The organism is Mycobacterium sp. MOTT36Y, from assembly GCF_000262165.1.
Lineage (GTDB): Bacteria > Actinomycetota > Actinomycetes > Mycobacteriales > Mycobacteriaceae > Mycobacterium > Mycobacterium intracellulare.
In genome coordinates, this window is sequence record NC_017904.1 from 4,506,653 (window position 1) to 4,533,279 (window position 26,627).

Here is a 26,627-nt window from a genome sequence, read left to right on the forward strand (position 1 = left end):
AAGCAAACGCAACCGTTTCGGCACTCATCATGGTGCACACCTGATACCCACTCGACGGCGCCCGTAATCTCGGATTCGGGTTTCCGGCAGGATCTGACCGCGGGCGACGTCGTGGCAGGTCACCCGGGAAAAGCGGGGCGCCGCATGCGCGGACGGCCCCCTAGCTGGCGGGCCTTTGCCGCAGCACCTCGGGATGTTCGGAGTACCAGCGATCCGCGAGCCTGCGTATCCGCCGGTGCTCCAAGCCCAGCCAGATCAGACCCAGCACCGCGGCGACGACGGCGGTGACGCCCGCGGTCATGCCCTCATGGTGGTGTCCGGTCGCGAAGGCCGCCAGGCTCCCGCAGGTGCCGATCACCCCCGCGACCACCAACAGGTACCCCGGCCAGTGCAGGACGTCGATCAGCGACTCGCCGGCGAGCGGCCGCGTGGTCCTGAGATGGTCGACGGGGTCGTGATAGGTGTCTCCCATGGCTGCTCCCTGCTCCTCAGCGCACCATCAACGTTAGATCCCGGGGAGGCAAACCTAAAGAGCCAGCACCGGACCGGCGATCGGGGCGACGCCCATGGCGACCATCAGCGCCATGACGGTCAGCAGGAACCACCCGGCGCCCTGCCACCCCCACCAGGTTCCGCGGGCCTTCCACACGCGGTAGGTGCGCACGAACGCCCAGATCCCGCCGGCCAGCGCGATCATCGGACCGCCGATCGCCAGCAGGGTGCGCTGCGGCGGGCCGCAGGCCACCGTGTCGACGCCCCCGGCCGGACACGTGCTCACCCACACCGCGGCGATCAGCAGGAAGCCGACGGCGCCGGCCGTCGCCGCGGCGGCGAACCGGACGGCGGCGAGCACCTCGCGGTCTTCCTGTCCCAGGCGGTCACCGCCTGGTCGCTGGCCTGCTTTCTGCATCGTCCTCACCTCCCCGGATTCGGCCCGCCTACGTTCATCGCTAGCCGCGTCGTTTTGGTTACAACCCTCGCGGCGACGCCCCCCGGCGGCGGGTCTAAGAAATACCCCCGGACAAACCGGGGCAAACGGCCCGGGGCTCTGGTCAGGCCGTCAGGGCCGGTCGGTCAGGGCGCCGCGAATGGCCCGCATCGCGGCGTCGATCTCGGCGCGCGTGACGGTCAGCGCCGGGCGGAACCGGACGCCGTCGCGGCCCGAGGGCAGCACGATCACCGCGCGCCGCCACAGCCGGCGGATCAGCTCGTCGCGGTCGGCGGCGCTCGGCAGGCTGAACGCGCACATCAGCCCGCGGCCGCGGGGCTCGAGGACGACGCCGGGGAACTCGGCGGCGAGTTGCTCGAGGCAGCCCAGCAGGTAGGCGCCCTGGGCGGCGGCGCGATCGAAGAGTTCGTCGGCCTCGATCACCTCCAGGATGCGGCGGGCGCGCACCATGTCGGCCAGGTTGCCGCCCCACGTGGAGTTCAGCCGGGACGGCACCGCGAACACGTTGTCGGCGACCTCGTCGACGCGGCGGCCCGCCATGATGCCGCACACCTGGGTCTTCTTGCCGAATGCGACCACGTCGGGTTGCACGCCGAATTGCCGGTAGGCCCAAGCGGTTCCGGTCAGGCCGCAACCGGTCTGAACCTCGTCGAAGATCAGCAGCGCATCGTGCCGGTCGCACAGCTCGCGCATGGCGGCGAAGAACTCCGGCCGGAAGTGGCGGTCCCCGCCTTCGCCCTGGATCGGTTCGGCCACAAAGCAGGCGATGTCGTGCGGGTGGGCCTCGAAGGCCGCGCGGGCCTGGGCCAGCGACGCGGCCTCGAGCGCGGCCACGTCGGCCCCCGGCCGGATATAGGGGGCGTCGATGCGCGGCCAGTCGAACGTGGGGAAGCGATCCACGGTGACCGGGTTGGTGTTGGTCAGCGACAGCGTGTAGCCGCTGCGGCCGTGGAAGGCGCCGCGCAGGTGCAGCACCCGGGTGCCCAGCGCGGGGTCGAGGCCGCGCGCCTCGTTGAACCGGCTCTTCCAGTCGAACGCCACCTTGAGCGCGTTCTCCACCGCGAGCGCCCCGCCGTCGACGAAGAACAGGTGCGGCAGCGCCGGGTCGCCCAGCACCCGGGCGAACGTCTCGACGAAACGGGCCATCGCCACCGAGTACACGTCGGAATTGCTGGGCTTGTTCAGCGCGGCGGCGACGAGCTCCGCCCGGAATGCGTCGTCGCCGGCCAGCGCCGGGTGGTTCATGCCCAAAGCCGAGGAGGCGAAGAACGAGAACATGTCGAGGTAGCGCCGGCCGTCGCGGGCGTCATAGAGGTAGGAGCCGCGCGAGCGGTCCAGATCCAGGACGAAGTCGAAGCCGTCGATCAGCATGCTGCGCGCCAGCACCTCATGGACGCGGCCGGGATCCCGGTCGGCGTCCGGGCGGCGACCGGCGCGGTCGAAACGTTCCAGGGCGGCCGTCATGACGCCCATGCTACGGGCATGACGCCCGCTTTTTACACTATCATGGCGCCATGCCAGGATAATTTATGGAATATGCTGCCTATCAGCGTAAAAAGTATTCAGGATGATGGTGCTGCGGGTCTTGACGTTCGCGGCCGTCCGGATCCGCTGCAGCAGGTCCTCGAGCGCCCGGGCGGACGCGACGCGCACCAGCAGGACGTAGCTTTCTTCGCCGGCCACCGAGTGACACGATTCGATTTCCTCGATGTGCTCGAGTCGGGCGGGCGCATCATCGGGTTGAGAGGGATCCAGAGGAGTGATGGCCACGAACGCCGACAGCAGGTGCCCGACGGCCTCCGGGTCGACGCGCGCCGAGTATCCGGCGATCACGCCGCGGGCCTCGAGGCGGCGCACCCTCGACTGGACCGCCGACACCGACAGCCGGGCGCTGGCCGCCAGCTCCGCCAGCGTCGCGCGCCCGTCGGCGACCAGCTCGCGCACCAGGATCCGGTCGACATCGTCGAGCGTCTCACTCATGGCCGGAGACTATCGCAGGAACGGCGCGCCGTGACCCGCGCGAAATGGCTGCCGGCGTGGCAGCTTCGCGCGTTGTTCGCGGCGGGCCTCTCGGCGATGTACGCCGCCGAGGTGCCCGCCTACGGCACCCTGGTCGCGGTGAGCGAGCAGGTCAACGCCGATGTCGTGGCGCGCCATCCCGACGCCGAACGGTTCGGCTCGCTGCGGCGCGTCACCGCCGAGCGGCACGGCGCCATCCGTGTCGGCAGCCCGGCCGAATTGGCCGCGGTCGCCGACCTGTTCGCCGCGTTCGGCATGCTGCCGGTCGGCTATTACGACCTGCGCTGCGCGGCCTCCCCCGTCCCGGTGGTGTCGACGGCCTTCCGTCCGGTCGATGCAAACGAGCTGTCGCTCAACCCGTTTCGGGTGTTCACCTCGATGCTGGCCACCGGAGACGCGCGCTTCTTCGACCCTGACCTGCGCCGCCGCGTCGAGGCCTTCCTGGCGCGCCGCCGGCTGTTCGATCCCGCGTTGCTCGCCGGCGCGCGCACCATCGCCGCCGACGGCGGCTGCGCCCGCGACCGCGCGCACGAGTTCGTCGCGGCGGCGGTGGCGGCGTTCGCCATGTCGGCCGAGCCCATCGACAAGTCCTGGTACCACGAGTTGTCGCGAGTGTCCGCGGTGGCCGCCGACATCGCCGGCGTCGGCTCCACCCACCTCAACCACCTGACGCCGCGCGTCCTCGACATCGACGATCTGTACCGGCGGATGACCGGGCGGGGCATCGCGATGATCGACGCCATCCAGGGTCCGCCGCGCACCGACGGGCCGACGGTCCTGTTGCGCCAGACCTCTTTTCGCGCCCTGGCCGAACCCCGCCGGTTCCGCGGCGCCGACGGCCGGATCACCGAGGGGGCGCTGCGGGTGCGCTTCGGCGAGGTGGAGGCCCGCGGTGTCGCGCTGACCCCGAAGGGCCGCGCGCGCTACGACGCCGCGATGAGCGCCGCCGACCCGGCCGCGGTGTGGGCGGAGCACTTTCCGCCCACCGACGAGCAGATGGCCGCCGAGGGGCTGGGCTACTACCGCGGCGGTGACCCGTCGGCGCCGATCGTCTACGAGGACTTCCTGCCCGCGTCGGCGGCGGGCATCTTCCGGTCGAACCTGGACAGCGACGCCGAAACCGCCGACGCGCCAGACGAATCCGGCTACGACGCGCAGTGGCTGGCCGGGGCGATCGGCCGCGACATCGCCGACCCCTACGCACTCTACGAGGAGGCCTGCGCATGACCACCGAACAGTTACGCGCCCGGGTGCTGGGGGCATTCGACGCGATCGGCGTCACCGCGAGCCTCGGCGAGCCGGACGCCCATGGGCTGCCGGCCAGCACGCCGATCACCGGCGAGGTGCTCTTCACCGTCGCCCCCACCACACCCGACCGCGCCGAGCGGGCGATCGCCGAAGCGGCCCAAGCGTTTTCGGTGTGGCGAACCACGCCCGCGCCGGTGCGCGGCGCGCTGGTGGCGCGGCTGGGCGAGTTGCTGACCGAACACAAGCGCGAGCTGGCCACCCTGGTGACCGTCGAGGTCGGCAAGATCACCTCCGAGGCGGCCGGCGAGGTGCAGGAGATGATCGACGTCTGCCAGTTCGCCGTCGGCCTGTCGCGCCAGCTGTACGGGCGCACCATCGCGTCGGAACGTCCCGGGCACCGGCTGCTGGAGACCTGGCACCCGCTCGGCGTGGTGGGGGTGATCACCGCGTTCAACTTCCCGGTCGCCGTGTGGGCCTGGAACGCCGCGCTGGCCCTGGTGTGCGGGGACCCCGTGGTGTGGAAGCCCTCGGAGCTGACGCCGTTGACGGCGCTGGCCACCCAGGCGTTGATCGCCCGCGCCGCGGCCGACGTCGGCGCCCCGCCCGCGGTGAGCTCCCTGGTGCTCGGCGACCGCGACCTCGGCGGGCTGCTGGTCGACGACCCCCGGGTCGCGCTGGTGTCCGCGACCGGTTCGGTGCGGATGGGCCGCGAGGTGGGCCCCCGCGTCGCCGCGCGGTTCGGCCGGGTGCTGCTGGAGCTGGGCGGCAACAACGCCGCCATCGTGACCCCGTCGGCCGACCTGGACCTCGCGGTGCGCGCCGTGGTGTTCGCCGCCGCCGGCACCGCCGGCCAGCGCTGCACCAGCCTGCGCCGGCTCATCGTCCACGAATCGGTGGCCGGCGAGGTGGTGGACCGCGTCGTGTCCGCCTTCCGGCGACTGCCCGTCGGCGACCCGTCCGCACCGGGCACGCTCGTCGGGCCGCTGATCCACGAGACCGCCTACCGCGACATGGTGGGGGCGCTGGAATCCGCGCGCGCCGACGGCGGCGAGGTCATCGACGGCGACCGCAGGCACCCGCCGGGTCGCGAGCACCCGAGCGCCTACTACGTCGCGCCCGCCGTGGTGCGCATGCCCGCTCAGACAGCCATCGTGGCGACCGAGACCTTCGCGCCCATCCTCTACGTGCTGACCTACGACCGGCTGGACGACGCGATCGCCCTCAACAACGCCGTGCCACAGGGACTTTCGTCGTCCATCTTCACCACGGACCTGCGCGAGGCCGAACGGTTCCTGGCCGAATCCGACTGCGGAATCGCCAATGTCAACATCGGCACCTCCGGCGCCGAGATCGGCGGCGCGTTCGGCGGCGAGAAGGAAACCGGCGGCGGGCGGGAATCCGGCACGGACTCGTGGAAGGCCTACATGCGCCAAAGTACCAATACCGTCAATTATTCCGGCGAGTTGCCGCTGGCCCAGGGCGTGGAGTTCGGATGAAGCCTGTGAATCCATTGTGGCCGTCGTCTCATGTCGTGTGAGTACTATCTGACACATGCCGACAGCCCGAAGGCGTCTATCCCCCGAGGATCGGCGCGCTGAGCTGCTCGCTTTAGGGGCAGAGGTTTTTGGGAAGCGACCCTACGACGAGGTCCGCATCGATGAGATCGCGGAACGCGCCGGGGTGTCGCGGGCCCTGATGTACCACTATTTCCCCGACAAGCGAGCGTTCTTCGCAGCGGTGGTCAAGGACGAGGCCGACCGCCTGTACGAGAACACCAACATGGACGACGTCACCGGTCTGACCATGTACGAGGAGATCCGGGTCGGCGTGCTGGCCTACATGGCCTACCACGAGCAGAACCCGGAGGCCGCCTGGGCGGCGTACGTCGGGCTGGGCCGGTCCGACCCGGTGCTGCTGGGCGTCGAGGACGACGCCAAGAACCGCCAGATGGAACACATCATGTCCCGGATCAACCAGCTGCTCACCGAGCTGAACACGAGCATGGAACCCGACGTCGAGCGGCACCTGCGGGTGATCCTGCACGGCTGGTTGGCGCTGACCTTCGAGATCTGCCGGCAACGGATCATCGACCCCACCACCGACGCCGACAAGCTCGCCGACGCCTGCGCGCACGCGCTGCTCGACGCGATCGCGCGGGTGCCCGAGATCCCGGAGAAGCTCGGCGAGGCGATGTCCACCTCGCGGCTCTAAGCGCGGCATGTCGGTCCCCGTTGGCACCATGGATGGGTGAGCACTCGCGCTGATTCCGGGCCGCCCGGCCCCGCCGACCCGCTGGGCCGGTTCAGCGCCGTCACCCGCGAGTGGTTCACCGGCACCTTCGACGCACCGACCACGGCGCAGGCCGAGGCCTGGGACGCCATCGCCGACGGTCACCACACTTTGGTGATCGCGCCCACCGGGTCCGGCAAGACGCTGGCGGCGTTCCTGTGGGCGCTGGACAGCCTCGCCGGCGCGGCCGACCGCCCGCCGGGCACCCGGGTGCTCTACGTGTCCCCGCTCAAGGCGCTGGCCGTCGACGTCGAGCGCAACCTGCGCACCCCGCTGGCCGGGCTCACGCGCATCGCCGAACGCCGAGGCCTGCCGCCGCCGGACATCAGCGTCGGCGTGCGCTCCGGCGACACCCCGCCCGCCACCCGCCGCCAGCTCATCAATCGGCCTCCCGACGTGCTCATCACCACACCGGAGTCGCTGTTTTTGATGCTCACCTCCGCCGCGCGCGAAACCCTGGCCGGGGTGCAGACGGTGATCGTCGACGAGATCCACGCCATCGCCGCGGGCAAGCGCGGCGCACACCTGGCGGTGTCGCTGGAGCGCCTCGACGCGCTGCGGGAGGACCAACCCGCCCAGCGGATCGGGCTGTCGGCGACGGTGCGGCCACCCGAGGAGCTCGCCCGGTTCCTGTCCGGGGGGCAGCCGACCACGATCGTGGCGCCGGCGTCGGCCAAGACCGTCGAGCTCACCGTGGCCGTGCCGGTGCCCGACATGGCCAACCTGGCGAACAACACGATCTGGCCCGACGTGGAGAACCGCCTGGTCGACCTGATCGAGGCGCACAACTCGACGATCGTGTTCGCCAATTCGCGTCGGCTGGCCGAACGACTTACCGCCCGCCTCAACGAGATTCATGCCGAGCGCAGCGGCGTCGAGCTTTCCACGGAGGCCAACCCGAAGGTGGCGGGCGGCGCCCCGGCACACATCATGGGCTCCGGCCAGACCTATGGGGCCGAGGCGATACTGGCGCGCGCCCACCACGGTTCGGTCAGCAAGGAACAACGCGCCCTGGTCGAAGAGGACCTCAAACGCGGACTGCTCAAGGCGGTGGTGGCGACCTCCAGCCTAGAGCTCGGCATCGACATGGGCGCCGTCGATCTGGTGATCCAGGTGGAGGCGCCGCCGTCGGTGGCCAGCGGGTTGCAACGCATCGGCCGGGCCGGGCACCAGGTCGGCGAGGTCTCCCAGGGGGTGCTGTTCCCCAAGCACCGCACCGACCTGATCGGCTGCGCGGTCAGCGTGCAGCGCATGCTGGCCGGCCAGATCGAGACGATGCGGGTGCCGGCCAATCCGCTCGACATCCTGGCGCAGCAGACCGTGGCGGCCGCCGCGCTCGAGCCGCTGGACGCCGACAAATGGTTCGACACGGTGCGGCGGGCCGCCCCGTTCGCGACGCTGCCGCGCAGCGTGTACGAGGCCACCCTGGACTTGTTGAGCGGCAAGTACCCCTCCACCGATTTCGCCGAGCTGCGTCCGCGGTTGGTCTACGACCGCGATACCGGCACGCTGACCGCGCGCCCCGGCGCGCAACGCCTGGCGGTGACCTCCGGCGGCGCCATCCCCGACCGGGGGCTGTTCGCGGTGTATCTGGCCTCCGAGGCCGAAAAGCCTTCGCGGGTCGGCGAACTCGAAGAGGAAATGGTCTACGAGTCCCGCCCCGGCGACGTCATCTCGCTGGGCGCCACCAGCTGGCGCATCACCGAGATCACCCACGACCGGGTGCTGGTGATCCCGGCGCCCGGCCAGCCGGCCCGGTTGCCGTTCTGGCGCGGCGACGGGGTCGGCCGCCCGGCCGAACTGGGCGCCGCGCTCGGCGCGTTCACCGGTGAGCTGGCCGGGCTCACCCGGGAGGAATTCGAAACCCGCTGCGCCGGACTGGGTTTCGATGCCTACGCCACCGACAACCTGGCCCGCCTGCTCGACGAGCAGCGTACCGCCGCCGGGGTGGTGCCCACCGACACCACCCTGCTGGTCGAACGGTTCCGCGATGAGCTCGGCGACTGGCGGGTGATCCTGCACTCGCCCTACGGGCTGCCGGTGAACGGTCCGCTGGCGCTGGCGGTGGGACGGCGGCTGCGGGAACGCTACGGCATCGACGAGAAGCCCACCGCCTCCGACGACGGCGTCGTGGTGCGCCTGCCCGACACCGTGTCCGATTTCGCGTCGGACACGGGGATCGAAACACCGCCCGGCGCGGACCTTTTCGTCTTCGACGCCGACGAGATCGACCCCATCGTCACCGACGAGGTGGGCGGCTCGGCGCTGTTCGCATCGCGGTTCCGCGAATGCGCGGCCCGCGCCCTGTTGTTGCCGCGCCGGCACCCGGGCCGCCGCTCGCCCCTGTGGCAGCAGCGCCAGCGCGCGGCCCAGTTGCTCGAGGTGGCCCGCAAATACCCCGACTTCCCCGTCGTGCTGGAGACCATCCGCGAATGCCTGCAGGACGTCTACGACGTCCCCGCCCTGGTGGCGCTGATGACCGGCATCGCCCAGCGCAGGGTGCGGGTTGTCGAGGTGGAAACGGCGCGGCCCTCGCCGTTCGCCGCCTCGCTGCTGTTCGGCTACGTCGGCGCGTTCATGTACGAGGGCGACAGCCCGCTGGCCGAGCGCCGCGCCGCCGCGCTCTCGCTGGACAGCACGCTGCTGGCCGAGCTGCTGGGCCGGGTGGAACTGCGCGACCTGCTCGACCCCGAGGTCATCGCCGCCACCGCCCGCCAGCTGCAGCACCTCTCGGCGGAACGGGCCGCGCGCGACGCCGAGGGCGTCGCCGATCTGCTGCGGCTGTTGGGCCCGCTGACCGAGGAGGAGGTGGCCGCCCGCAGTGCCGTCGCCGACGGCAAACAGGTGGGGGGCTGGCTGGAGGGCCTGCGCGCGGCGCGGCGCGCATTGACGGTGTCGTTCGCCGGCCGCAGCTGGTGGGTGGCCATCGAGGACATCGGGCGGCTGCGCGACGGCATCGGCATCCCGGTTCCGCTGGGCGTGCCGACCGCCTTCACCGAGGAGGTCGCCGATCCCCTGGGCGAATTGCTGGGCCGCTACGCGCGCACCCACACCCCGTTCACCACGGCCGAAGTCGCGGCCCGATTCGGCCTGGGGCTGCGGGTGACCTCCGATGTCCTGGGCCGGCTGGCCGCCGACGGGAGGCTGGTGCGCGGCGACTTCGTCGCCGAGACCCCGGGGCCGTCCGGCGGTGTCGCCGGGGCCGAGCAGTGGTGCGATGCCGACGTGCTGCGCATCCTGCGGCGGCGATCGCTGGCGGCGCTGCGGGCCCAGGTCGAGCCGGTCAGCACCGCCGCCTACGGGCGCTTCCTGCCCGCCTGGCATCACGTGGGGGCGGCCGAATCCCCGCGCGCCCCTGGCCATTCCGGGCTGGACGGGCTGATGTCGGTGATCGATCAGCTGGCCGGCGTGCGGATGCCCGCATCGGCGATCGAGCCGCTTGTGCTGGCCCCCCGGGTCCGCGACTACTCGCCCGCGATGCTCGACGAATTGCTGGCCACCGGCGAGGTCACCTGGTCGGGCGCCGGGTCGATCTCGGGTAGCGACGGCTGGATCGCGCTGCACGCCGGCGAATCCGCGCCGCTGACACTGGGCGGGCCCGCCGACATCGAGCTCGGCGACGCCCACCGCGCCATCCTGGACACGCTCGCCGGGGGCGGCGCCTACTTCTTCCGCCAACTCGCGCACAGCGGAGTGCCCGACGCCGCGCTCAAAACCGCGCTGTGGGAACTGATCTGGGCCGGCTGGATCACCGGCGACACGTTCGCCCCGGTGCGCGCCGTCCTCGGCGGCGCCGGCGCCCGCAAGCGCTCGGCGCCCGCGCACCGCTCGCAACGCCCGCCCCGGCTGAGCCGGTACAGCGTCGCGCACGCGCAGTCCCGGCCCGCCGACCCCACCGTCGCCGGCCGCTGGTCCATCCTGGCGGCCCCCGAGCCGGATTCCACGCTGCGCGCCCACTACCAGGCCGAGCTGTTGCTGGGCCGCCACGGCGTGCTGACCCGGGGCGCGGTGGCCACCGAGGGCGTCCCCGGCGGGTTCGCCACCCTGTACAAGGTGCTGAGCGCCTTCGAGGACGCGGGCCGCTGCCAGCGCGGCTACTTCATCGAGTCGCTGGGCGGGGCGCAGTTCGCCGTCGCGTCGACCGTCGATCGGCTGCGCAACTTCAGCGAGGGGGTCGATCCGGAACGGCCGCAGTACCGGGCGGTGGTGCTGGCCGCCGCGGACCCGGCCAACCCGTACGGCGCGGCGCTGCCCTGGCCCACCTCCGGCGGCGAGGGCGCGCGCCCCGGCCGCAAGGCCGGCGCGCTCGTCGTGCTGGTCGACGGCGAGCTGGCCTGGTTCCTGGAGCGCGGTGGGCGGTCGCTGCTGACCTTCACCGACGATCCCGGGGCCCACCACGCCGCGGCGGCGGCACTGGCCGACCTGGTCGCGTCCCGCCGCGTGGCGGGGATGCTGGTGGAGCGCATCGACGGGGTGCCGGCCCTGGCCCCCCGCGCGGAGGCGTCCGGCGCGCTGGGCGCGCTCACCGAGGCCGGATTCCACACGACGCCACGCGGACTGCGGCTGCGCTGAGATGCCCGAAGGTGACACCGTCTGGCACACCGCCGCCGTGCTGCGCGAGCACCTGGTCGGCGCGACGCTGACCCGATGCGACGTTCGGGTGCCGCGGTTCGCCACCGTCGACCTCACCGGCGAGGTGGTCGACGAGGTCGTCAGCCGCGGCAAGCACCTGTTCATCCGGGTGGGACGGGCCAGCATTCACTCGCATCTGAAGATGGAGGGCAGCTGGCGGGTCGGCGAGCGCCCGGTGCGGGTCGACCACCGGGCGCGCATCGTCTTGGAGGCCGGCACCGTCCGGGCCGTCGGCGTCGACCTGGGCGTGCTGGAGATCCTGGACCGCGACCGCGACGGCGAGGCCGTCGCGCACCTGGGACCCGATCTGCTGGGCGAGGATTGGGACGCCGCGCGTGCCGCCGCCAACCTGATGGCCGACCCGCAGCGGCCGATCGCCGAGGCGCTCTTGGATCAGCGGGTGCTGGCCGGGATCGGCAACGTCTATAGCAACGAATTGTGTTTTGTCAGCGGGCATCTGCCCACCGCGCCGGTGGGCGCCATCGCTGATCCGCTCCGGCTGGTCTCCCGCGCACGAGAAATGCTGTGGCTCAACCGCTTTCGATGGAATCGGTGCACCACCGGTGACACCCGCAGCGGGCGCCAGCTCTGGGTATACGGGCGCGCCGGGCAGCGCTGCCGTCGCTGCGCCACCCCCATCAACGTCGACGACACGAAAGAGCGGGTGGCCTACTGGTGCCCGTCGTGTCAGCGCTAATCCTGATGGCGACGACCCGCTGCGCCCGGCTTCGCCGCGCTTGCGATCGCCGCTAGTCCCGTGCGTGCGCGAGGAAAAACTGGGCGATGGCCTCCGACCCGTCGAGGGCGTGCGTGGTGGGCCCGATGACGGCCGCGGGCAGATATTGCTTGCCGCCCGGCCAGGTGTGCCCGCCCTTTTCGATCTTGTAGAACACCACCTCGGTGGACGCCGCACACGCCGCGGAGACAAACCGGCGCACGACCGTGCCGTCGCGGACGTCGGGCAGCAGCTCCATCGACGGTTCGCCGGCGCACCCGTCCGCCGCGCGCCACTTGGCCACCATGGCATCCGCCGAGATGGAATGACTGAGCCCGCCACGGCCGCGGACCGCGCCACCCTTGAACGGCACCAGCGGGTCGGCGGTCCCGTGCGCCTCCCACACCGACACCGGCCGCGACGGGTTGCAGGCCACACCCACGCCCAGGGTGCCGGCCACCGGCGCCGCGGCGGCGAAGACGTCGGCCCGGTCGCAGGCCAGCCGGTTGGACATGAAGCCGCCATTGGACATCCCCGTGACGAAAACGTGTCCGGGCGCGATGTTGAAGTCGTTTCGCAGCTTGCCCACCAGCCCGACGAGGAAGGCCACGTCGTCGATGTGGCGGCGATCCGCGGGTGACGCGCCGCGCCCGTCGGCCCAGCTCTTGTCGTACCCGTCGGGGTAGACGACCAACAGGTCGTGGGCGTCAGCAACGGAGTTGAACCCCGTCAGCGCGCGCTGCGCGATCCCGGTTCCGCCGCCCCCGTGCAAACTGAGCACCAGGCCGATGGGGTCGCCCGCCGGCACGTGCAACATGTAGGTTCGGTCCATGCCGCCGGATCGGAACGTACCGGAAACGTCTCGAGCGCTCGCCGCCGACACGTGCCGCACGCCGCAGCCGACCACGCATATCGCCACCACAGCGAGCCACAGCCATCGCGCGTACGGCATGTTGTCAGGTCGCCGATGGCGCAGCGACGGACCACGAACGGTTACGCGCCGCCGAAGACAGAGCAAACATTGATGTGGCACGGACCGCATTATCGGCGATCCTCCATCGGGTAACGCCGCGGCGTGCGAGCATTCGAACTGGCCCCGCCCTCAGCAAGCTACGGCTCTTCTGTTCCACGGGAGTATCACAAATGACGAGCACCCAGATCCGCAAGCCCGGCCGGGCGCGGTCGCTCCTGGCTATCGGCGCCGTGCCGGTCGCCGGCCTACTCAGCGCCATGACGGCACCGGCGACCACGCATGCCACCTCCGCCGATGACGCGTTCCTCGCCGCGCTGAAAGCCAAGGGGATCAATTTCGAGTCGCCCGAGGCGGTGGTCAACTCCGGTCATACCGTGTGCCACGAACTCGATTCGGGCCAAACGCCGGAACAGGTTGCCAACAACGTGCTGTCCAGCAGTTCGCTGGACAGCTATCACGCCGGTTACTTCGTCGGCGTCAGCATCAAGGCGTACTGCCCCAAGTACGCGGCGGCGGCATCCGGGTCCTGAAATTTACAGCCGGTTGACAGACTGGTGACCAATTCGCGGCTAAAGTTGGAACATCCGAAACTGATGTGACGACCACAAGGCCAAAATGATTCCGAAACTTTTGGTCGGTGTTGCGGGTGTTGCCATCGTTGTTGGCGCTTCCGGCTGGACCGCAGCATCGGCCAGCACCGACCCTAATCCCTTCAGTCATCTCAGCTGCGCCTGCAAGGAGTTGGATCCACCGGGCAGCTCCGCCCAGCGGGACAAAATCAGCCAGGGCATCCAGCACGGTCTTTCGGCCGCACCCCCCGTCGCACAGTGAGCGCGGTCTAAGCCAGTCGCGACGTTTGAACATCACGTACAGCACCACCATCAGGACGGCTATCACGCTGGTGCTGGCGGCGAATCCGGCCGCCGTACCGAAGCCCGGGTAGGGAACGTTCTGCCCGTAGAACCCGGTGATCGCCGTCGGCACGGCGATGATGGCCGCCCATCCCGTCAACTTCTTCATGACGGTGTTCAGCCGGGCGTCCTGCAGCGACAGATTGGTCTCGAAAATCGTGGTGACCATGTCGCGCAGCGACTCCGTCCATTCGGACACCCGCAGCACGTGGTCGTAGAGGTCGGCGTACAGCGGATCGAGCTGGCGGTCGGCGCCGTCCGAAATGCGGTGGTGCTGAATCGAATTGACCACCTCGCGCATCGGTAACGCCACCCGCCGCAGGTTCACCAGGTCCCGGCGCAACCCGAAGGTGCGGCGCGCAAAGTCGCCCTTGCGCGACGTGCCGTCGAACAACTCATCCTCGATGGCCTCGATGCCGTCGTCGAGGGCCTCGACGGCGGCGAAATGGCTGTCGACCACGACGTCGAGCAGGCCGTGCACCAGGGCGCCGACGCCGTACGCCTGGCCGCCGATCTCCTCCCACCGCCGGGTCACCAGCGCCATGTCGAGGTCGGGCGTCAGGCGCACGGTGATCAACCCCTGCGGCAGCACGAACGCCGAGATGCGGCGCATCGACAGCGTGCGACCGGGGGCGTCGACGACGTTCGTTGCGGCGCCGGCGATCTCGGCGGCGTACACGGTGAAGAAGGTGTGGGTCTCGTAGCCGGTGGCTTTGACCCGTTCGGCCGCCGCCACGGCGTCTTCCACCGCCCAGCGGTTCAGGCCGAGTTCGCCGGCCAGGCCGCCCAGGGTGTCGTGGTCGGGATTGCACAGGTCGGCCCACACCAGGGTGTCGGGCTCGGCGAGGTAGTCCGATATCTTGCCGAACTCGAAGTCGTCCTGCGCCTTGCCGCCGCGCCAGACGCGGCCCTGGATCTGCGGAGCGGTCTGCACCAGGCGATCTTCTCAGCCCGCCGACGGCGGACGGTGCATCACCGTGCCCGGAAGCTCCGCGCCGTACTCGATGTCGTCGTAGTCGCGGCCCTTGCGGCGGCGAGCGCCGCTCGCACCCGAGCCGGGGCGCACCGGGGCCATCGGGAGCATGGGCGGCTCCGCGCCGCCCGGGGGAAGCGGCGAAGCCGCCGAGGCGAGCTGCACCGGCGCCTGCGAGGTCCCCAACATCCCCACCGTCGCGGGCGGCATGGTCAGGTGGCCCAGCGAAATTCCCACGCCCAGCGCCGCCCGGGGCGCCAGTGACGACCCCGCGGCGCCGATCGCGCTGACGAGCCTCGTCTCCGCCGACGCCAACGCCGCGGCGCCGTCCGCCAAGCCCGGACCGATGTCCTCCCCCAGCGACGCAAACGCGTGCGCGGTGGCCAATTGCGCGCACACACCCAGGATGTTGACGGGCATCCCACCCGCGATGGTCTGGTTCCCCCAGGTGCTCCAATACCCGAACCAGCCGTCGTTTGGGTCGAAAGCGTCTGCGGCGCTTGACCCTTGGCCGATCGAGTCGGCGGCCAGGAGCTGCGCCCCGGAATTTCCCGTGGTCGCCGCGTGCACCATGGTGGCCTGCGCCGTTGCCCCCGACGGGTTGGTCACCTGGGGCGGCGGCGAGAACTGGGGCAGCTTGACCGCGCCCGCCGAGGTCGCGGCGTAGCGATACATGGCCGCGGAGTTGTTCATCCACATGGTGTGGTACTCGGCCTCGGTTTCGGCGATGGCCGGGTAATTGACCCCGAAGAAGTTGGTGGCCAACAACATCGCCAGGCGCGCCCGGTTGGCGGCGACCAGCGAGGGATGAACCACCGTCCAGTGGGTCCATTCGAACGCCGCGGCAACGACTTGCACCGACGCCGCGGTCTGCTGGCACTGCTGCGCGGTGAGGCGCAGCCAGGCGAGATAGGGTTCGAGCGCCTGGGCCATCGCCATCGACGACGGACCGTGCCACGTCGTGGACAGCCACGACAGCTCCGCGGTGTAACTACTCGCCGATTGCTCCAGCTCGGCGCTCAATTCCTGCCAGAAGCCGGCGGCTTCGATAAGTGACCAAGCGCCGGGTCCGGAGTGGATCAGCGCCGAGATTATCTCGGGCGGCAGTATCCCAAAATCCATGAACCTTTACCTTGGGGAAGAAGTGGGTGGGGCGAACGCCGCGCGTGTGCGCTGGTGCTGGTGGCCGCTGAGGGACCTGTCGGACCCGGCCTACCCGGTGAATGCGATCGGCGCCCGCAGTCGTGCGGCGCCACCGTCAATGTCATCCGGCCGACGGGTTTCGAGGCATCACTTTGCCTTTGACCTCCCGGCCCACGGCAACGTCCTCGTACTTTTGCTGTTTGCGTTTTCGCCAGCCCGTGCCCGCCGAGGCGGTCGGCGGCGGCACCATCATCGGCATCATGGGAAATCCGGATTCCGCGGCGGGCAGCGGGGACGCCGCGGACGCGAGTTGGACCCCGGTCTGCGTGCCCGGCAGCAGGCCCACCACGGCGGGGGGCGCGGTCAATTTGCCCAGCGAGACGCCGACGCCCAGCGCGCCGGTCGGCGCCGACGCTCCCGCGCCGATGCCCTTGATCGCGTTGGCCAGGGTGGCCGAGGTCAGTCCCAGGCCCTCCGACAGGCCCGAGCCGATGTCACCGCCCACGGACGCGACCCCTTGCGCGGTCGCCAACTGCGCCCACACACCGAGCAGGTTGATGGGGAAACCCGACGAGATGAACTGGTTGCCCCAGGTGCTCGCCCAGCCGAACCAGCTGGCATTGGGGTCGAAGCCGGTGACGCTGTCGCCGAGGCCGCCGAGCGCGTCCTGGACCTGCGGACCAAACGAGTCACTCGCGGCTTTCATCACCGCCGCCTCTTGGTTGGCCGTCCCGTCCGGATTGGTATCGGGAACCGGGGAGGTGAACCGGGACAGCTGCCCTGTAGCCTGCGACGTCGTCGCCTGATAGCGGGTCATCGCCGCGGCGTTGTTCGCCCACATGGTCTGGTATTCGTTTTCGGCCTCGGCGATCGCCGCGGTGTTGGTCCCGAACCGGTTGGTCGCCAGCAACTGTCGCAGGCGCGTCCGGTTGGCGGTGACGACCGAGGGGTGGACCACCGTGGCCCGAGTGGCGCTGAAGGCCGAGGCCGCCGCCTCCGCCGAGGTGGCCATCTGCGCGGACTGCTGCGCGGTCTCGCGCAACCACAGCAGGTAAGGCTGGACGGACTGCAGCATGGCCGTCGCGGACGGGCCGTCCCAGGATTCGATGAGCGAGGTCAACGTGGAGGTATAGGTGGAGACGGAATTCTCCAGTTCGACGGCCAGGCGCTGCCAGGCGCCGGCGGCCTCGATCAGCGAGCCCGCTCCGGGCCCGGTGTGGATGAGTGTCGAGGTGACCTCGGGGGGTGCTAGTAGATCCATCTCGTCTCACAATGCCCACGCTGAGAACGCCTCAGCAAATTTCCGTTAACCAGGCCGCGAAAAAGCCCCAAACTCTGTGCGTCGATGCCTGCTACCTGCCGTCGGTACCTCCCAGTTCGACCGCAAGCCGCTAGGACACCCTATACCCCCAGCAACGCGCTCCTCTTCCCATTTAATCGAGCAGGGGACTAGCCCCCCGCCGCTGGTCGGGAGCGGGGGCCTTCTATCAGACGGTCACCGAGTCGCCGCGGTTCACCGTGACGATCCGGTCGCCCAACCCGCGACGCTGCATTTGCCGGGTGAAGTCGGACAGCGGCGACGCGAACACCGCGTAGTCGTCGAAGTGCACCGGGATGGCCTTCGGCAGGCCCAGCATCGCGACGAGTTCGGCCCCCTGGCGACCGTCCATGGTTACGGTCAGCCCGAACGGAAGCCGCCGGCCGGCCGGCAGCCGGGTGCCGCCGAGGTGCAGCATGCCGACGTCGATCGGGTCGAACCGGGCCGGGATCTCGTTCAGCTCCTCAATCAGCAGGGTGTCCCCGGAGATGTAGAGCCGGCGCCGGGGTGCGCCGTCGGCGGAGCCGATCTCGACCATGGTGCCCATCACCGGCGGCAGCAGGCGCCGGCTCCACCCCGGCGCGTGGCGCCCGGGCAGCGACGTGAGCGTCAGGGCGGTGTCGCCCTTGGTGATCGTGTGCTGCTGCCAGGTGTGCAGGCCGCGCGCCTGCGCGAAGCCGCGGTGGCGCAGGCGCTTGGCCGCGTGCGGCGTCGTGACGATGGGCAGGCCGTGGTCGAGACCCCGCTGCGACACCCGGTCCCAATGGTCGCCGTGCAGGTGGGAGAGCACGATCGCGTCGACCGGCGGAAGCTCGTCGATGCTCCACGCCGGCTCCTTCAGGCGCTTGGACACCAGCCCGTGGCCGAGGTAGGCGCGTTGCCCGCGGTGCAGGAAATTCGGGTCGGTCAGCAGCGTGAGCCCGCCGACGGAAATCAGCGTGGTGGCGTTGCCGACGAACGTGACGGCGATGTCCATACGCGCGGGCTACCCGATCCCGGGCGGTCCACGCCCGCGGGTTGCCCGCCTCAGTCGATGTGCGACGGGGGGTCGGCGAACGCGAGGTCCGACGGGCGCTGGTCGGGACCCATCACGTCGCAGTGCCCGTCGGGCACGAGGTAGGAACTGGCGCCGTTGGGAATCAGGCGGGTGACGGCCACGCAGCGTTGCCAGGTGCCGTCGGGCTGGACGGGCCCGTCGCACTTGCTGAGCACGCCTCCCCCGTACTGGCAGCCGGCGCTCACTGGTGGTGACCAGGCGATGAGCCCGGCGGCCATCAGGAGGGCCGCCGATCCCGACACGATGCCGCGCTTCATGGTCGCCTCCCGTCACCTCGCCCCTGGGGCCCTGCGGCGTTGCCGACTGCTTGTGACGCTACCGCTTGCGCACCCTGTCCGCGTAGGGATCACGGCGGCTGACGAACTCGCGCCGCACGCCCGAGCGCGGGTCGGTGAACTCGATGCGCCGTGCCAACAACCGCAGCGGTGTGCTGAAGTCGTCGGGCGCAACGTCAATCACGTTGGGGTACAACGGATCCCCCTCGATCGGTATCCCCAGCGAGGCCATGTGCACGCGCAGCTGGTGGGTACGCCCGGTGCGCGGGGTCAGCCGGTAGAGGCCGTCCGCGCTCACCAGCTCCACCAGCGTCTCGGCGTTGGCCGCTCCCGGCTCGCAGACCGCCTGCAGCTGACCCCGGCGCTTGACGATGCGGCTTTCCACCACGCGGGGCAACCGCAGCGCCGGGTCGACGGCGGCGCGGGCCAGATACGTCTTGTCCACCAGGCCCCGCGAGAACAGCGTCTGGAACGCGCCGCGCACTTCGCGGCGCGCGGTGAACACCAGCACCCCGGCGGTCAGCCGGTCCAGCCGGTGCGCCGGGCTCAGCTCGGGCAGCTCCAGCTGCCGGCGCAGCCGCACCAGCGCGCTCTGCGCGACGTGGCGTCCCCGCGGCATGGTGGCCACGAAGTGGGGCTTGTCGACGACCACGATGTCCTCGTCGCGGTAGAGCACCGGGATCTCGAACGGCACCGGCACCTCGTCGGGCAGCTCGCGGTAGAGGTAGACGCTGGCCCCGGCGGGCAGCACGGTCGCGGCATCGATCACCGCACCGTCGGCGCCCACCACCTCCCCCGCCAGCACCTTGGCGCGGGCCGGCGCGCCGAACCGGGCGCTCAGCTCGGCCAGCACCGGTCCGCCCCGCAGCCGCACCCGCGCCGGGCCGAGCCCGTCGCGCACGGGAAGCGGGGCGGGCCTCACTTGAGCGGGACCGGCTCGAGGATTTCGGCGCGGGCCTCGGGCGCGCTGGCCCGCAATTCGTCGGCCGACACGTCGTCGGGCTGGGCCTGGGACAGCACCTCGGCCTCCACCCGGGCGGTGTAGTTGGCGACCTCGCGGTCGATGTCCGCCGCGGACCAATTCAGCACCGGCGCAACCACATCCGCGACCTCGCGGGCGCAGTCCACACCGCGGTGCGAGTATTCGATGGAGACGCGCATCCGGCGGGCCAGGACGTCCTCCAGATGCAAGGCCCCCTCGGCGGTCACGGCATAGAGCGCCTCGACCCGCAGGTAGCCCGGCGCCTCCTTGATCGGGTCGAGCAGGTCGGGGCGGTCGTCCGCCAGCGCCAGCACGTCACCGATCAGCGAGCCGTAGCGGTCCAGCAGGTGGCGCACCCGATAGGGATGCAGTCCCTGCAGCTCGGCGACGTGCTCGGCCTGGTTGATGAGCGCGAAGTAGCCGTCGGCGCCCAGCAGGCTGACCTTCTCGGTGATCGACGGCGCCACCCGTGCCGGAATGAATTGGGCCGCAGCGTCAATCGCGTCCGCGGCCATCACCCGGTAGGTGGTGTACTTGCCGCCCGCGATGGCCACCAATCCCGGCGCGGGCACCGCCACGGCGTGCTCGCGGGACAGCTTCGAGGTTTCCTCGCTCTCCCCGGCCAGCAGCGGCCGCAGCCCGGCGTACACCCCGTCGATGTCGGCGTGGGTCAGCGGGATGGCCAGCACCGTGTTGACCGTGGTGAGGATGTAGTCGATGTCGGCCTTGGTGGCCGCGGGATGGGCCAGGTCGAGATTCCAGTCGGTGTCGGTGGTGCCGATGATCCAGTGGCTGCCCCACGGGATGACGAACATCACCGACTTCTCGGTGCGCAGGATGATCGCGACGTCGCTGACGATGCGGTCGCGCGGCACCACGATGTGCACGCCCTTGGAGGCCCGCACCTGAAATCGCCCGCGCTGCTTGGACAATGCCTGGATCTCGTCGGTCCACACCCCGGTCGCGTTGACCACCACGTGGCCGCGGACTTCGGTGACCGCGCCGTCCTCGGAGTCGCGGACCCGCACCCCCGTCACCCGATCGCCCTCGCGCAGCAGGGCGACGACCTGGGTGGAGGTACGCACCACCGCGCCGTAATGCGCGGCGGTGCGCGCGACGGTCATGGTGTGCCGGGCGTCGTCGACGACCGTGTCGTAGTAACGGATTCCGCCGATCAACGAGCTGCGCTTGAGGCCCGGGCTCAACCGCAACGCGCCCGCACGGGTCAAATGCTTTTGCGCCGGAACGGATTTCGCGCCGCCCATCCGGTCGTAGAGAAAGATGCCGGCGGCGACGTAGGGCCGTTCCCACACGCGATTGGTCAGCGGGAACAGGAACGGCATCGGCTTGACCAGGTGCGGCGCCAGCGTGGTCAGCGACAGCTCGCGCTCGTAGAGCGCCTCGCGGACCAGGCCGAACTCCAGTTGCTCGAGGTAGCGCAGGCCGCCGTGGAACATCTTCGACGAGCGGCTCGAGGTGCCCGAGGCGAAATCGCGCGCTTCCACCAGCGCCACCTTGAGCCCGCGGGTCGCGGCGTCCAGCGCGCAGCCCGAACCCACCACGCCGCCGCCGATCACCACCACGTCGAACTGCTCGGCGCCCAGCCGGTCCCAGGCCGCCTGCCGCTGCTCCGGACCCAGCACGGACACCGGCGAGCTTCGCTGGGTGGACGCGTGGATGGGATCAGTCACGACCTGGACTCCTCACTGGGTTACTCGTCAGTAGGGGCGTGCTGCACCAAGGCTAACCGCTAGTCCAGATCGTCGTGCGCCATCAGCCGCCGCGCCGCCTCGGTGATCGAGCCGGACAGCGACGGGTACACGGCCAGCGTCTGAGCCAGCTCGTTGACCGTGATGCGGTTCTGCACGGCCACGGCGATCGGCAGGATCAGCTCGGACGCGATCGGCGCCACCACCACGCCGCCGATCACCACACCGGTGGACTTGCGGCAGAACACCTTCACGAAGCCCTGCCGCAGCCCGGACATCTTCGCGCGCGCGTTGGTGCGCAGCGGCAGCATGATCGTGCGCGCGGACACCGAACCGTCGTCGATCATCGTCTGCGGCACCCCGACCGCGGCGATCTCGGGCCGGGTGAACACCGTCGCCGCCACCGTGCGCAACCGGATCGGGCTGACGCCCTCGCCCAGCGCGTGATACATCGCGATGCGGCCCTGCATGGCCGCGACCGAGGCCAGCGGCAGCAGGCCGGTGCAGTCGCCGGCGGCGTAGATGCCGGACACCGAGGTCCGCGACACCCGGTCCACGGTCAGGTAGCCGCCGCGGCCCAGCTCGATGCCGACCCGTTCGAGGCCGAGGCCGTCGGTGTTGGGCACCGAACCGATGGTCATCAGCGCGTGGCTGCCCTCCACGGTGCGCCCGTCGGCCAGGGTGACCAGCACGCCGTCCCCGGTGCGGGTGACCGACGCGGCGCGGGCGTTCTTCACCAGCTTCACGCCGCGCTCGGAGAACGCGGCCTCCAGCACCCGGGCGGCGTCGGCGTCCTCATACGGCAGCACCCGGTCGCGGCTGGCGACGACCGTCACCGGCACACCCAATTCGGTGTAGGCGTGCACGAACTCCGCCCCGGTGACCCCCGACCCGACCACGATGAGGTGCTCGGGCAGCGCCTCCAGGTCGTAGAGCTGGCGCCAGGTCAGGATGCGCTCGCCGTCGGGCTGGGCCGACGGCAGCACCCGCGGGCTGGCGCCGGTGGCGATCAGCACCACGTCGGCCTCGTACTCGCTGGTGGTGCCGTCCCGGGCGGTTGCCCTGATGTTGTGGCGGGCCAGCCCGGGCGTGGGGTCGATCAGCTCGCCGCGGCCGGCCACCACGCGCACGCCCACGCCGAGCAGCTGATCGGCGATGTCGGCCGACTGATCGGTGGCGAGTTGCTTGACGCGGGAGTGGATCTGCCGCAGCGAGAGCTTGGCGTCGTCGATGTCGATCTCGAAGCCCAGCCGCGGCGCGCGGCGCAGCTCGGTGCGCAGCCACGTCGACGCGATGAACGTCTTGGACGGCACGCAGTCGTCCAGGACGGCGGCCCCGCCGATGCCCTCGGACTCGATGACGGTGACGTGCGTCGTGTCGGGGTGGGAAGTGGCGGCCACCAGCGCGGCTTCGTAACCGGCCGGGCCGCCACCGAGGATCACGATGTGCGTCGCCACAGCCCTAACCTAACGAAGCCGGGCGCACGCCGCCCAACGCTCGGGGGAAGACCGGGCCAGCTCGGACGTCTAAGCTTTCCCCGTGCCGCTCTACGCCGCGTACGGGTCGAACATGGACCCCGAACAGATGCTGAAGCGCGCACCCCATTCGCCGATGGCCGGAACGGGCTGGCTGCACGGGTGGCGGTTGACGTTCGGCGGCGAGGACATCGGCTGGGAGGGCGCGCTGGCCACGGTGGTCGAGGATCCGGACTCCAAGGTGTTCGTCGTCCTCTACGACATGACACCGGCCGACGAGGTCAACCTGGACCGCTGGGAGGGCTCGGAGTTCGGCGTCCACCAGAAGATCCGCTGCCGGGTCGAGCGCATCTCGTCGGACACCACCACCGACCCGGTCCTGGCGTGGCTGTACGTGCTGGACGCGTGGGAGGGCGGACTACCGTCGGCCCGGTACCTCGGGGTCATGGCGGACGCCGCCGAAATCGCCGGCGCGCCAAGCGATTACGTGCACAGCCTGCGCACTCGCCCGGCCCGCAACATCGGCCCGGGCACCAGCGCCTGAAAAATCACTCGCCTCTGGGCGATGAGGAGTGTAAACAGACAGACCGAAAACCTACGCGTACTTCCACGGAAGGAAATTCGACTGTCAATCCTGTCCGCACCGCCGGTCGCCGACGCACTGGCGCGAGCGTTCGCCGCCGCGGTCAACCCGGCCCCCAGGGCCGCCGTGCGCTTCCCCGAGGTTTCGGGCCGCACGAGCGAAATCACCGTCCCCACCCGGCACGGCCCCACCCGCGCGACCGTCTATCACCCGCCGGCCGGCACCACCGACCCGCCCGTCTATGTCAACGTGCACGGCGGCGGGTTCGTGGTCGGGCACCCCGAGCAGGACGACCCGTGGTGCCGCTACCTCGCCGCCAGCGCGGGCGTGGTGGTGATCAACCCCGACTACGTGCTGGCGCCGCGTCACCGCTTTCCCGCCGCGGTGCACCAGATCTATGACGTGGTGCGCTGGGCGGCCGGCCCGCACCCCGACTGGGACGGTGCCCGGCTGTGCGTCGGCGGCCAGAGCGCGGGCGGCAACCTGTCCGCCGCGGCGGCCCGGCTCGCGTGGGAGAACGGCGGCCCGCCGATCGCGTTGCAGGTGTTGCACTACGCCCCGCTTGACCTGGTCACGCCCACCCGCGACAAGCCGTCCACCCTCGGCCGCCGGGCGATCATGAAGCCGTGGATGGGCGAGGTCTTCGACACCGCCTACATACCCGAGCGGGCGCAGCGGCGCGACCGCCTGGCCTCGCCCGCCTGGGGGAACAACGCCGACGACATCGCCGGCATCGCGCCGGCGCTGGTCGTGACGGCCGAGCACGACCGCCTTTGCGGCGAAGCCCGCCGGTACGCGGAGAAGCTGGACGCGGCCGGCGCGTTGGCGGAGTACTACGAGGTGGCCGGCGCCGACCACGGATACAACATCATGAGCCAGGCCGGCGACGTCACGCGCCGCGCGTACGCCCACATCGCCGGCCACGTCGTGCGCGCCACCAACCGCGGCGGCACCCGCTAAGAGCGCCCGAACGCCGCCGACTGCTCGACGATGTTGGCCAGCACCCGCACCCCGATCGCCAGGGCCCGCTCGTCGAGATTGAACGTCGGCTGGTGCAGGTCCAGCTGCGGCCCCACCCCCGGCCACACCCCCAGCCGCGCCATCGCGCCCGGGATCTCCTCCAGGTACCAGGAGAAGTCCTCGCCGCCCCCGGACTGGCGGGTGTCGGCCAGCGCGTCGGGGCCGACGGCCTCGATCGCGTGGGTGAGGATGCGCGTCGACACGTCCTCGTTGACCACCGGCGGCACGCCGCGGCGGTATTGCAGCGTGTGCTCGATGGCCAGCGGCGCCAGCAGCCCGGACACGGTCTCGCGGATGATCTCCTCGAGCCCTACCCAGGTCTGCCGGCTGGCGGTGCGCACGGTGCCGGCCAGCACGCCGGTCTGCGGGATGGCGTTGGCGGCCACGCCGGCGTTGACCGCGCCCCACACCAGCACGGTGCCGTTGCGCGGGTCGATGCGCCGCGACAACACCCCGGGCAGGCCGGTGATCAGCGTGCCCAGCCCGTACACGAGGTCGGCGGTCAGGTGGGGGCGAGAGGTGTGGCCGCCGGGTGAGTACAGCGTGATCTCGATCTGGTCGGCGGCCGAGGTGATGGGGCCGTGCCGGACCGCGATCTTGCCGACCTCCAGCCGGGGATCGCAGTGCAGCGCGAAGATCCGGGACACCCCGCTGATGGCGCCGGCCGCGATGGCGTCGATCGCCCCGCCGGGCATGAGTTCCTCGGCGGCCTGGAAGAGCAACCGCACCCCGATCGGCAGCTCGGGGACCGACGCCAGCACCAGGGCCGTGCCCAGCAGGATGGCGGTGTGCGCGTCGTGGCCGCAGGCGTGCGCGACGTTGGGCATGGTCGACGTGTAGGGGGCGCCGGTGCGTTCGGCCATCGGCAGGGCGTCCATGTCGGCCCGCAGCGCGATCCGGGGCTCGTGCTCGGGGCCGATGTCGCAGACCAGTCCCGTGCCGCCGGGCAACACCTTCGGGTTGAGCCCCGCTTCGGCCAGCCGCTCGGCGACGAACTGGGTGGTGGCGTACTCCTGGCGGCCCAGCTCGGGGTAGCGGTGGATGTGCCGGCGCCATTCGACCAGGTCTGCGTGATGAGAGGCCAGCCAGGATTCGGCGGCGTCGGCGAGTCTCATGCGCGCTCCCCGCCGCATCTGCGTTCGTGCGCCGCCATCACCCGGTCGCGTTCGGCGGGCGTCTGGGCCAGCTGGACCACCGTGCGTGCCAGCATGATCGCGCCCTCGATCACGGCGCGGTCGGCGCTGGGGTTGGTGGCGGCCTCGGCGAAGCCGCGCTGGTGCACCATGGCCCCGCCGGAGTCGAGCCCGATCACCGGGTGGATCCCCGGCAGCGCCTTGGTCACGTTGCCCATGTCGGTGCTGCCCATGGGCAGCGCCGCCTCGTACTCGCGGGCCACCGGCTCGCGGCCGAGCCTGCGCATCTCCTCGCGAAAGACGTCGGCCAGCCATTGGTCGGGGGTGAGTTCGTCGTAGGCGGGTGCCGGGTTGTCGATGTCGTATTCGCAGCCGGTGGCCAGCGCGCCCGCGGCGAAGCAGGCGTACATCCTGCCCTCGAGTTCCCGGAGCGAGTCGGCTTCGACCGCGCGCATCGCGTACTGAAGCGTCGCGCGCCCGGGGATGACGTTGACCGCCTGCCCGCCGTCGGTGACGATCCCGTGCACCAGCTGCCCGGGCGCCAGTTGCTGGCGCAGCAGCCCGACGGCCACCTGCGCGACGGTCACGGCGTCGGCGGCGTTGATCCCGAGGTGCGGCGCGACGGCGGCGTGGGATTCCGTGCCGCGGTACGTGATGGTCGCCTCGGACAGGGCCAGCGAGCGGGCCGCGGCGATATCCGTCGGCCCGGGATGGAGCATGACGGCGGCGGCGATGTCATCGAACACCCCCGCCCGCAACAACAGCGCCTTGCCGCCGCCGGCCTCCTCGGCGGGAGTCCCCAGCAGCGCCACCCGCAGGCCCAGCTCGTCGGCGACCTCGGCCAGCGCCAGCGCGGTGCCCACCGCCGAGGCGGCGATGATGTTGTGGCCGCAGGCGTGCCCGATCTCGGGCAGCGCGTCGTATTCGGCGCACACCCCGACGGTCAGCGGCCCGCTGCCGTAGTCGGCGCGGAAGGCGGTGTCCAGACCGCCGGGGGCGGCGGTGATCTCGAAGCCACGCTCGGCGACGAGTGCCTGCGCCTTGGCGCAGCTGCGGTGCTCGGCGAACGCCAGCTCGGGCTCGGCGTGAATGGCGTGCGACAACTCGACGAGGTCGCCGCCGCGCCGCCGCACGACAGCTTCGACGCTGTCCAGCAGGCTGTCTAACGGGGCGGTGGGCACTCTCGCAGTATGTCACTCACCGGCCTACGGCCCTGAGGCCCT

General features: G+C 71.0%; 22 protein-coding genes and 1 pseudogene. 8 read left to right on the forward strand and 15 right to left on the reverse strand.

Annotated features, from left to right (window positions below; translation table 11 throughout):
* Positions 1 to 160: 160 nt before the first annotated feature.
* The 4 genes from usfY to W7S_RS20525 form a co-directional block, all read right to left on the reverse strand.
* Complete coding sequence (gene usfY / locus W7S_RS20510) at positions 161 to 472, reverse strand: protein UsfY (protein WP_008259932.1); 312 nt, start codon at positions 470 to 472, stop codon at positions 161 to 163.
* A 54-nt stretch (positions 473 to 526) separates the two neighbouring features.
* Positions 527 to 910, reverse strand: a complete 384-nt coding sequence (locus tag W7S_RS20515; RefSeq protein WP_008259934.1) for a hypothetical protein — start codon at positions 908 to 910, stop codon at positions 527 to 529.
* Positions 911 to 1,060: 150 nt separating this feature from the next.
* Positions 1,061 to 2,413, reverse strand: a complete 1,353-nt coding sequence (gene lat, locus W7S_RS20520; RefSeq protein WP_008259936.1) for an L-lysine 6-transaminase — start codon at positions 2,411 to 2,413, stop codon at positions 1,061 to 1,063.
* A 63-nt stretch (positions 2,414 to 2,476) separates the two neighbouring features.
* Positions 2,477 to 2,929: an Lrp/AsnC family transcriptional regulator gene (locus tag W7S_RS20525; RefSeq protein ID WP_008259938.1), complete on the reverse strand. Its 453-nt coding sequence runs from the start codon at positions 2,927 to 2,929 to the stop codon at positions 2,477 to 2,479.
* Between the two features lie 30 nt (positions 2,930 to 2,959).
* Here W7S_RS20525 and W7S_RS20530 point away from each other — a divergent pair, with 30 nt between their 5' ends.
* The 5 genes from W7S_RS20530 to nei2 all read left to right on the forward strand — a co-directional run bounded on the left by W7S_RS20530 (position 2,960) and on the right by nei2 (position 11,834).
* Positions 2,960 to 4,195 carry a VOC family protein gene (locus W7S_RS20530; RefSeq protein ID WP_008259941.1) on the forward strand — a complete coding sequence of 412 codons (1,236 nt, stop codon included), beginning with the start codon at positions 2,960 to 2,962 and terminating at the stop codon, positions 4,193 to 4,195.
* Positions 4,192 to 5,712 (forward strand): aldehyde dehydrogenase family protein, encoded by a 1,521-nt coding sequence (locus W7S_RS20535; RefSeq protein ID WP_020823423.1) that lies wholly within the window; start codon positions 4,192 to 4,194, stop codon positions 5,710 to 5,712. Before W7S_RS20530 ends, W7S_RS20535 begins: the two co-directional genes overlap by 4 nt.
* Positions 5,713 to 5,767: 55 nt before the next feature.
* Positions 5,768 to 6,427 (forward strand): TetR/AcrR family transcriptional regulator, encoded by a 660-nt coding sequence (locus W7S_RS20540; RefSeq protein WP_008259944.1) that lies wholly within the window; start codon positions 5,768 to 5,770, stop codon positions 6,425 to 6,427.
* A gap of 81 nt (positions 6,428 to 6,508) precedes the next feature.
* The gene (locus W7S_RS20545) at positions 6,509 to 11,077 is read left to right on the forward strand and encodes an ATP-dependent helicase (RefSeq protein WP_170320622.1); all 4,569 of its coding nucleotides are present in this window, start codon (positions 6,509 to 6,511) and stop codon (positions 11,075 to 11,077) included.
* Between the two features lies 1 nt (position 11,078).
* Positions 11,079 to 11,834, forward strand: a complete 756-nt coding sequence (gene nei2, locus W7S_RS20550; RefSeq protein ID WP_008259946.1) for an endonuclease VIII Nei2 — start codon at positions 11,079 to 11,081, stop codon at positions 11,832 to 11,834.
* A 52-nt stretch (positions 11,835 to 11,886) separates the two neighbouring features.
* Here the strand turns inward: nei2 and W7S_RS20555 are convergent, their stop codons facing one another.
* Positions 11,887 to 12,804: a PHB depolymerase family esterase gene (locus W7S_RS20555; RefSeq protein ID WP_008259947.1), complete on the reverse strand. Its 918-nt coding sequence runs from the start codon at positions 12,802 to 12,804 to the stop codon at positions 11,887 to 11,889.
* A 191-nt stretch (positions 12,805 to 12,995) separates the two neighbouring features.
* On the opposite strand from W7S_RS20555, the gene W7S_RS20560 reads away from it, so the two are divergent.
* Complete coding sequence (locus W7S_RS20560; protein WP_008259948.1) at positions 12,996 to 13,355, forward strand: DUF732 domain-containing protein; 360 nt, start codon at positions 12,996 to 12,998, stop codon at positions 13,353 to 13,355.
* Between the two features lie 310 nt (positions 13,356 to 13,665).
* Here W7S_RS20560 and W7S_RS20565 read toward each other — a convergent pair.
* The 8 genes and pseudogenes from W7S_RS20565 to W7S_RS20600 form a co-directional block, all read right to left on the reverse strand.
* Positions 13,666 to 14,670, reverse strand: a pseudogene (locus W7S_RS20565) (magnesium transporter CorA family protein); the annotation flags it as partial.
* Between the two features lie 12 nt (positions 14,671 to 14,682).
* Positions 14,683 to 15,831 carry a PPE family protein gene (locus W7S_RS20570; protein WP_008259952.1) on the reverse strand — a complete coding sequence of 383 codons (1,149 nt, stop codon included), beginning with the start codon at positions 15,829 to 15,831 and terminating at the stop codon, positions 14,683 to 14,685.
* Positions 15,832 to 15,973: 142 nt separating this feature from the next.
* On the reverse strand, positions 15,974 to 17,113 hold the full coding sequence (locus W7S_RS20575; protein WP_008259954.1) for a PPE family protein: 1,140 nt from the start codon (positions 17,111 to 17,113) through the stop codon (positions 15,974 to 15,976).
* Positions 17,114 to 17,339: 226 nt separating this feature from the next.
* Positions 17,340 to 18,146 carry an MBL fold metallo-hydrolase gene (locus tag W7S_RS20580; protein WP_008259956.1) on the reverse strand — a complete coding sequence of 269 codons (807 nt, stop codon included), beginning with the start codon at positions 18,144 to 18,146 and terminating at the stop codon, positions 17,340 to 17,342.
* Positions 18,147 to 18,196: 50 nt separating this feature from the next.
* The gene (locus tag W7S_RS20585) at positions 18,197 to 18,484 is read right to left on the reverse strand and encodes a hypothetical protein (RefSeq protein WP_008259959.1); all 288 of its coding nucleotides are present in this window, start codon (positions 18,482 to 18,484) and stop codon (positions 18,197 to 18,199) included.
* A gap of 58 nt (positions 18,485 to 18,542) precedes the next feature.
* Positions 18,543 to 19,424, reverse strand: coding sequence for a pseudouridine synthase (locus W7S_RS20590; protein WP_041298026.1), 882 nt, complete (start codon positions 19,422 to 19,424; stop codon positions 18,543 to 18,545).
* Complete coding sequence (locus W7S_RS20595) at positions 19,421 to 21,175, reverse strand: glycerol-3-phosphate dehydrogenase/oxidase (RefSeq protein ID WP_008259961.1); 1,755 nt, start codon at positions 21,173 to 21,175, stop codon at positions 19,421 to 19,423. The genes W7S_RS20590 and W7S_RS20595 overlap by 4 nt, the downstream gene beginning before the upstream one ends.
* Positions 21,176 to 21,234: 59 nt before the next feature.
* Positions 21,235 to 22,650 carry an NAD(P)H-quinone dehydrogenase gene (locus W7S_RS20600; RefSeq protein WP_014712278.1) on the reverse strand — a complete coding sequence of 472 codons (1,416 nt, stop codon included), beginning with the start codon at positions 22,648 to 22,650 and terminating at the stop codon, positions 21,235 to 21,237.
* 82 nt (positions 22,651 to 22,732) lie between these two features.
* Here W7S_RS20600 and W7S_RS20605 point away from each other — a divergent pair, with 82 nt between their 5' ends.
* The gene (locus tag W7S_RS20605; protein WP_008259963.1) at positions 22,733 to 23,212 is read left to right on the forward strand and encodes a gamma-glutamylcyclotransferase; all 480 of its coding nucleotides are present in this window, start codon (positions 22,733 to 22,735) and stop codon (positions 23,210 to 23,212) included.
* Positions 23,213 to 23,377: 165 nt separating this feature from the next.
* On the forward strand, positions 23,378 to 24,211 hold the full coding sequence (locus tag W7S_RS20610; RefSeq protein ID WP_014712279.1) for an alpha/beta hydrolase: 834 nt from the start codon (positions 23,378 to 23,380) through the stop codon (positions 24,209 to 24,211).
* Here W7S_RS20610 and W7S_RS20615 read toward each other — a convergent pair.
* Together W7S_RS20615 and W7S_RS20620 are read right to left on the reverse strand one after the other, a co-directional pair.
* On the reverse strand, positions 24,208 to 25,386 hold the full coding sequence (locus W7S_RS20615; RefSeq protein WP_008259966.1) for an amidohydrolase: 1,179 nt from the start codon (positions 25,384 to 25,386) through the stop codon (positions 24,208 to 24,210). The two genes, W7S_RS20610 and W7S_RS20615, sit on opposite strands and share 4 nt — an antisense overlap.
* Positions 25,383 to 26,585, reverse strand: coding sequence for a M20 family metallopeptidase (locus W7S_RS20620; protein ID WP_008259968.1), 1,203 nt, complete (start codon positions 26,583 to 26,585; stop codon positions 25,383 to 25,385). The genes W7S_RS20615 and W7S_RS20620 overlap by 4 nt, the downstream gene beginning before the upstream one ends.
* Positions 26,586 to 26,627: the final 42 nt, after the last annotated feature.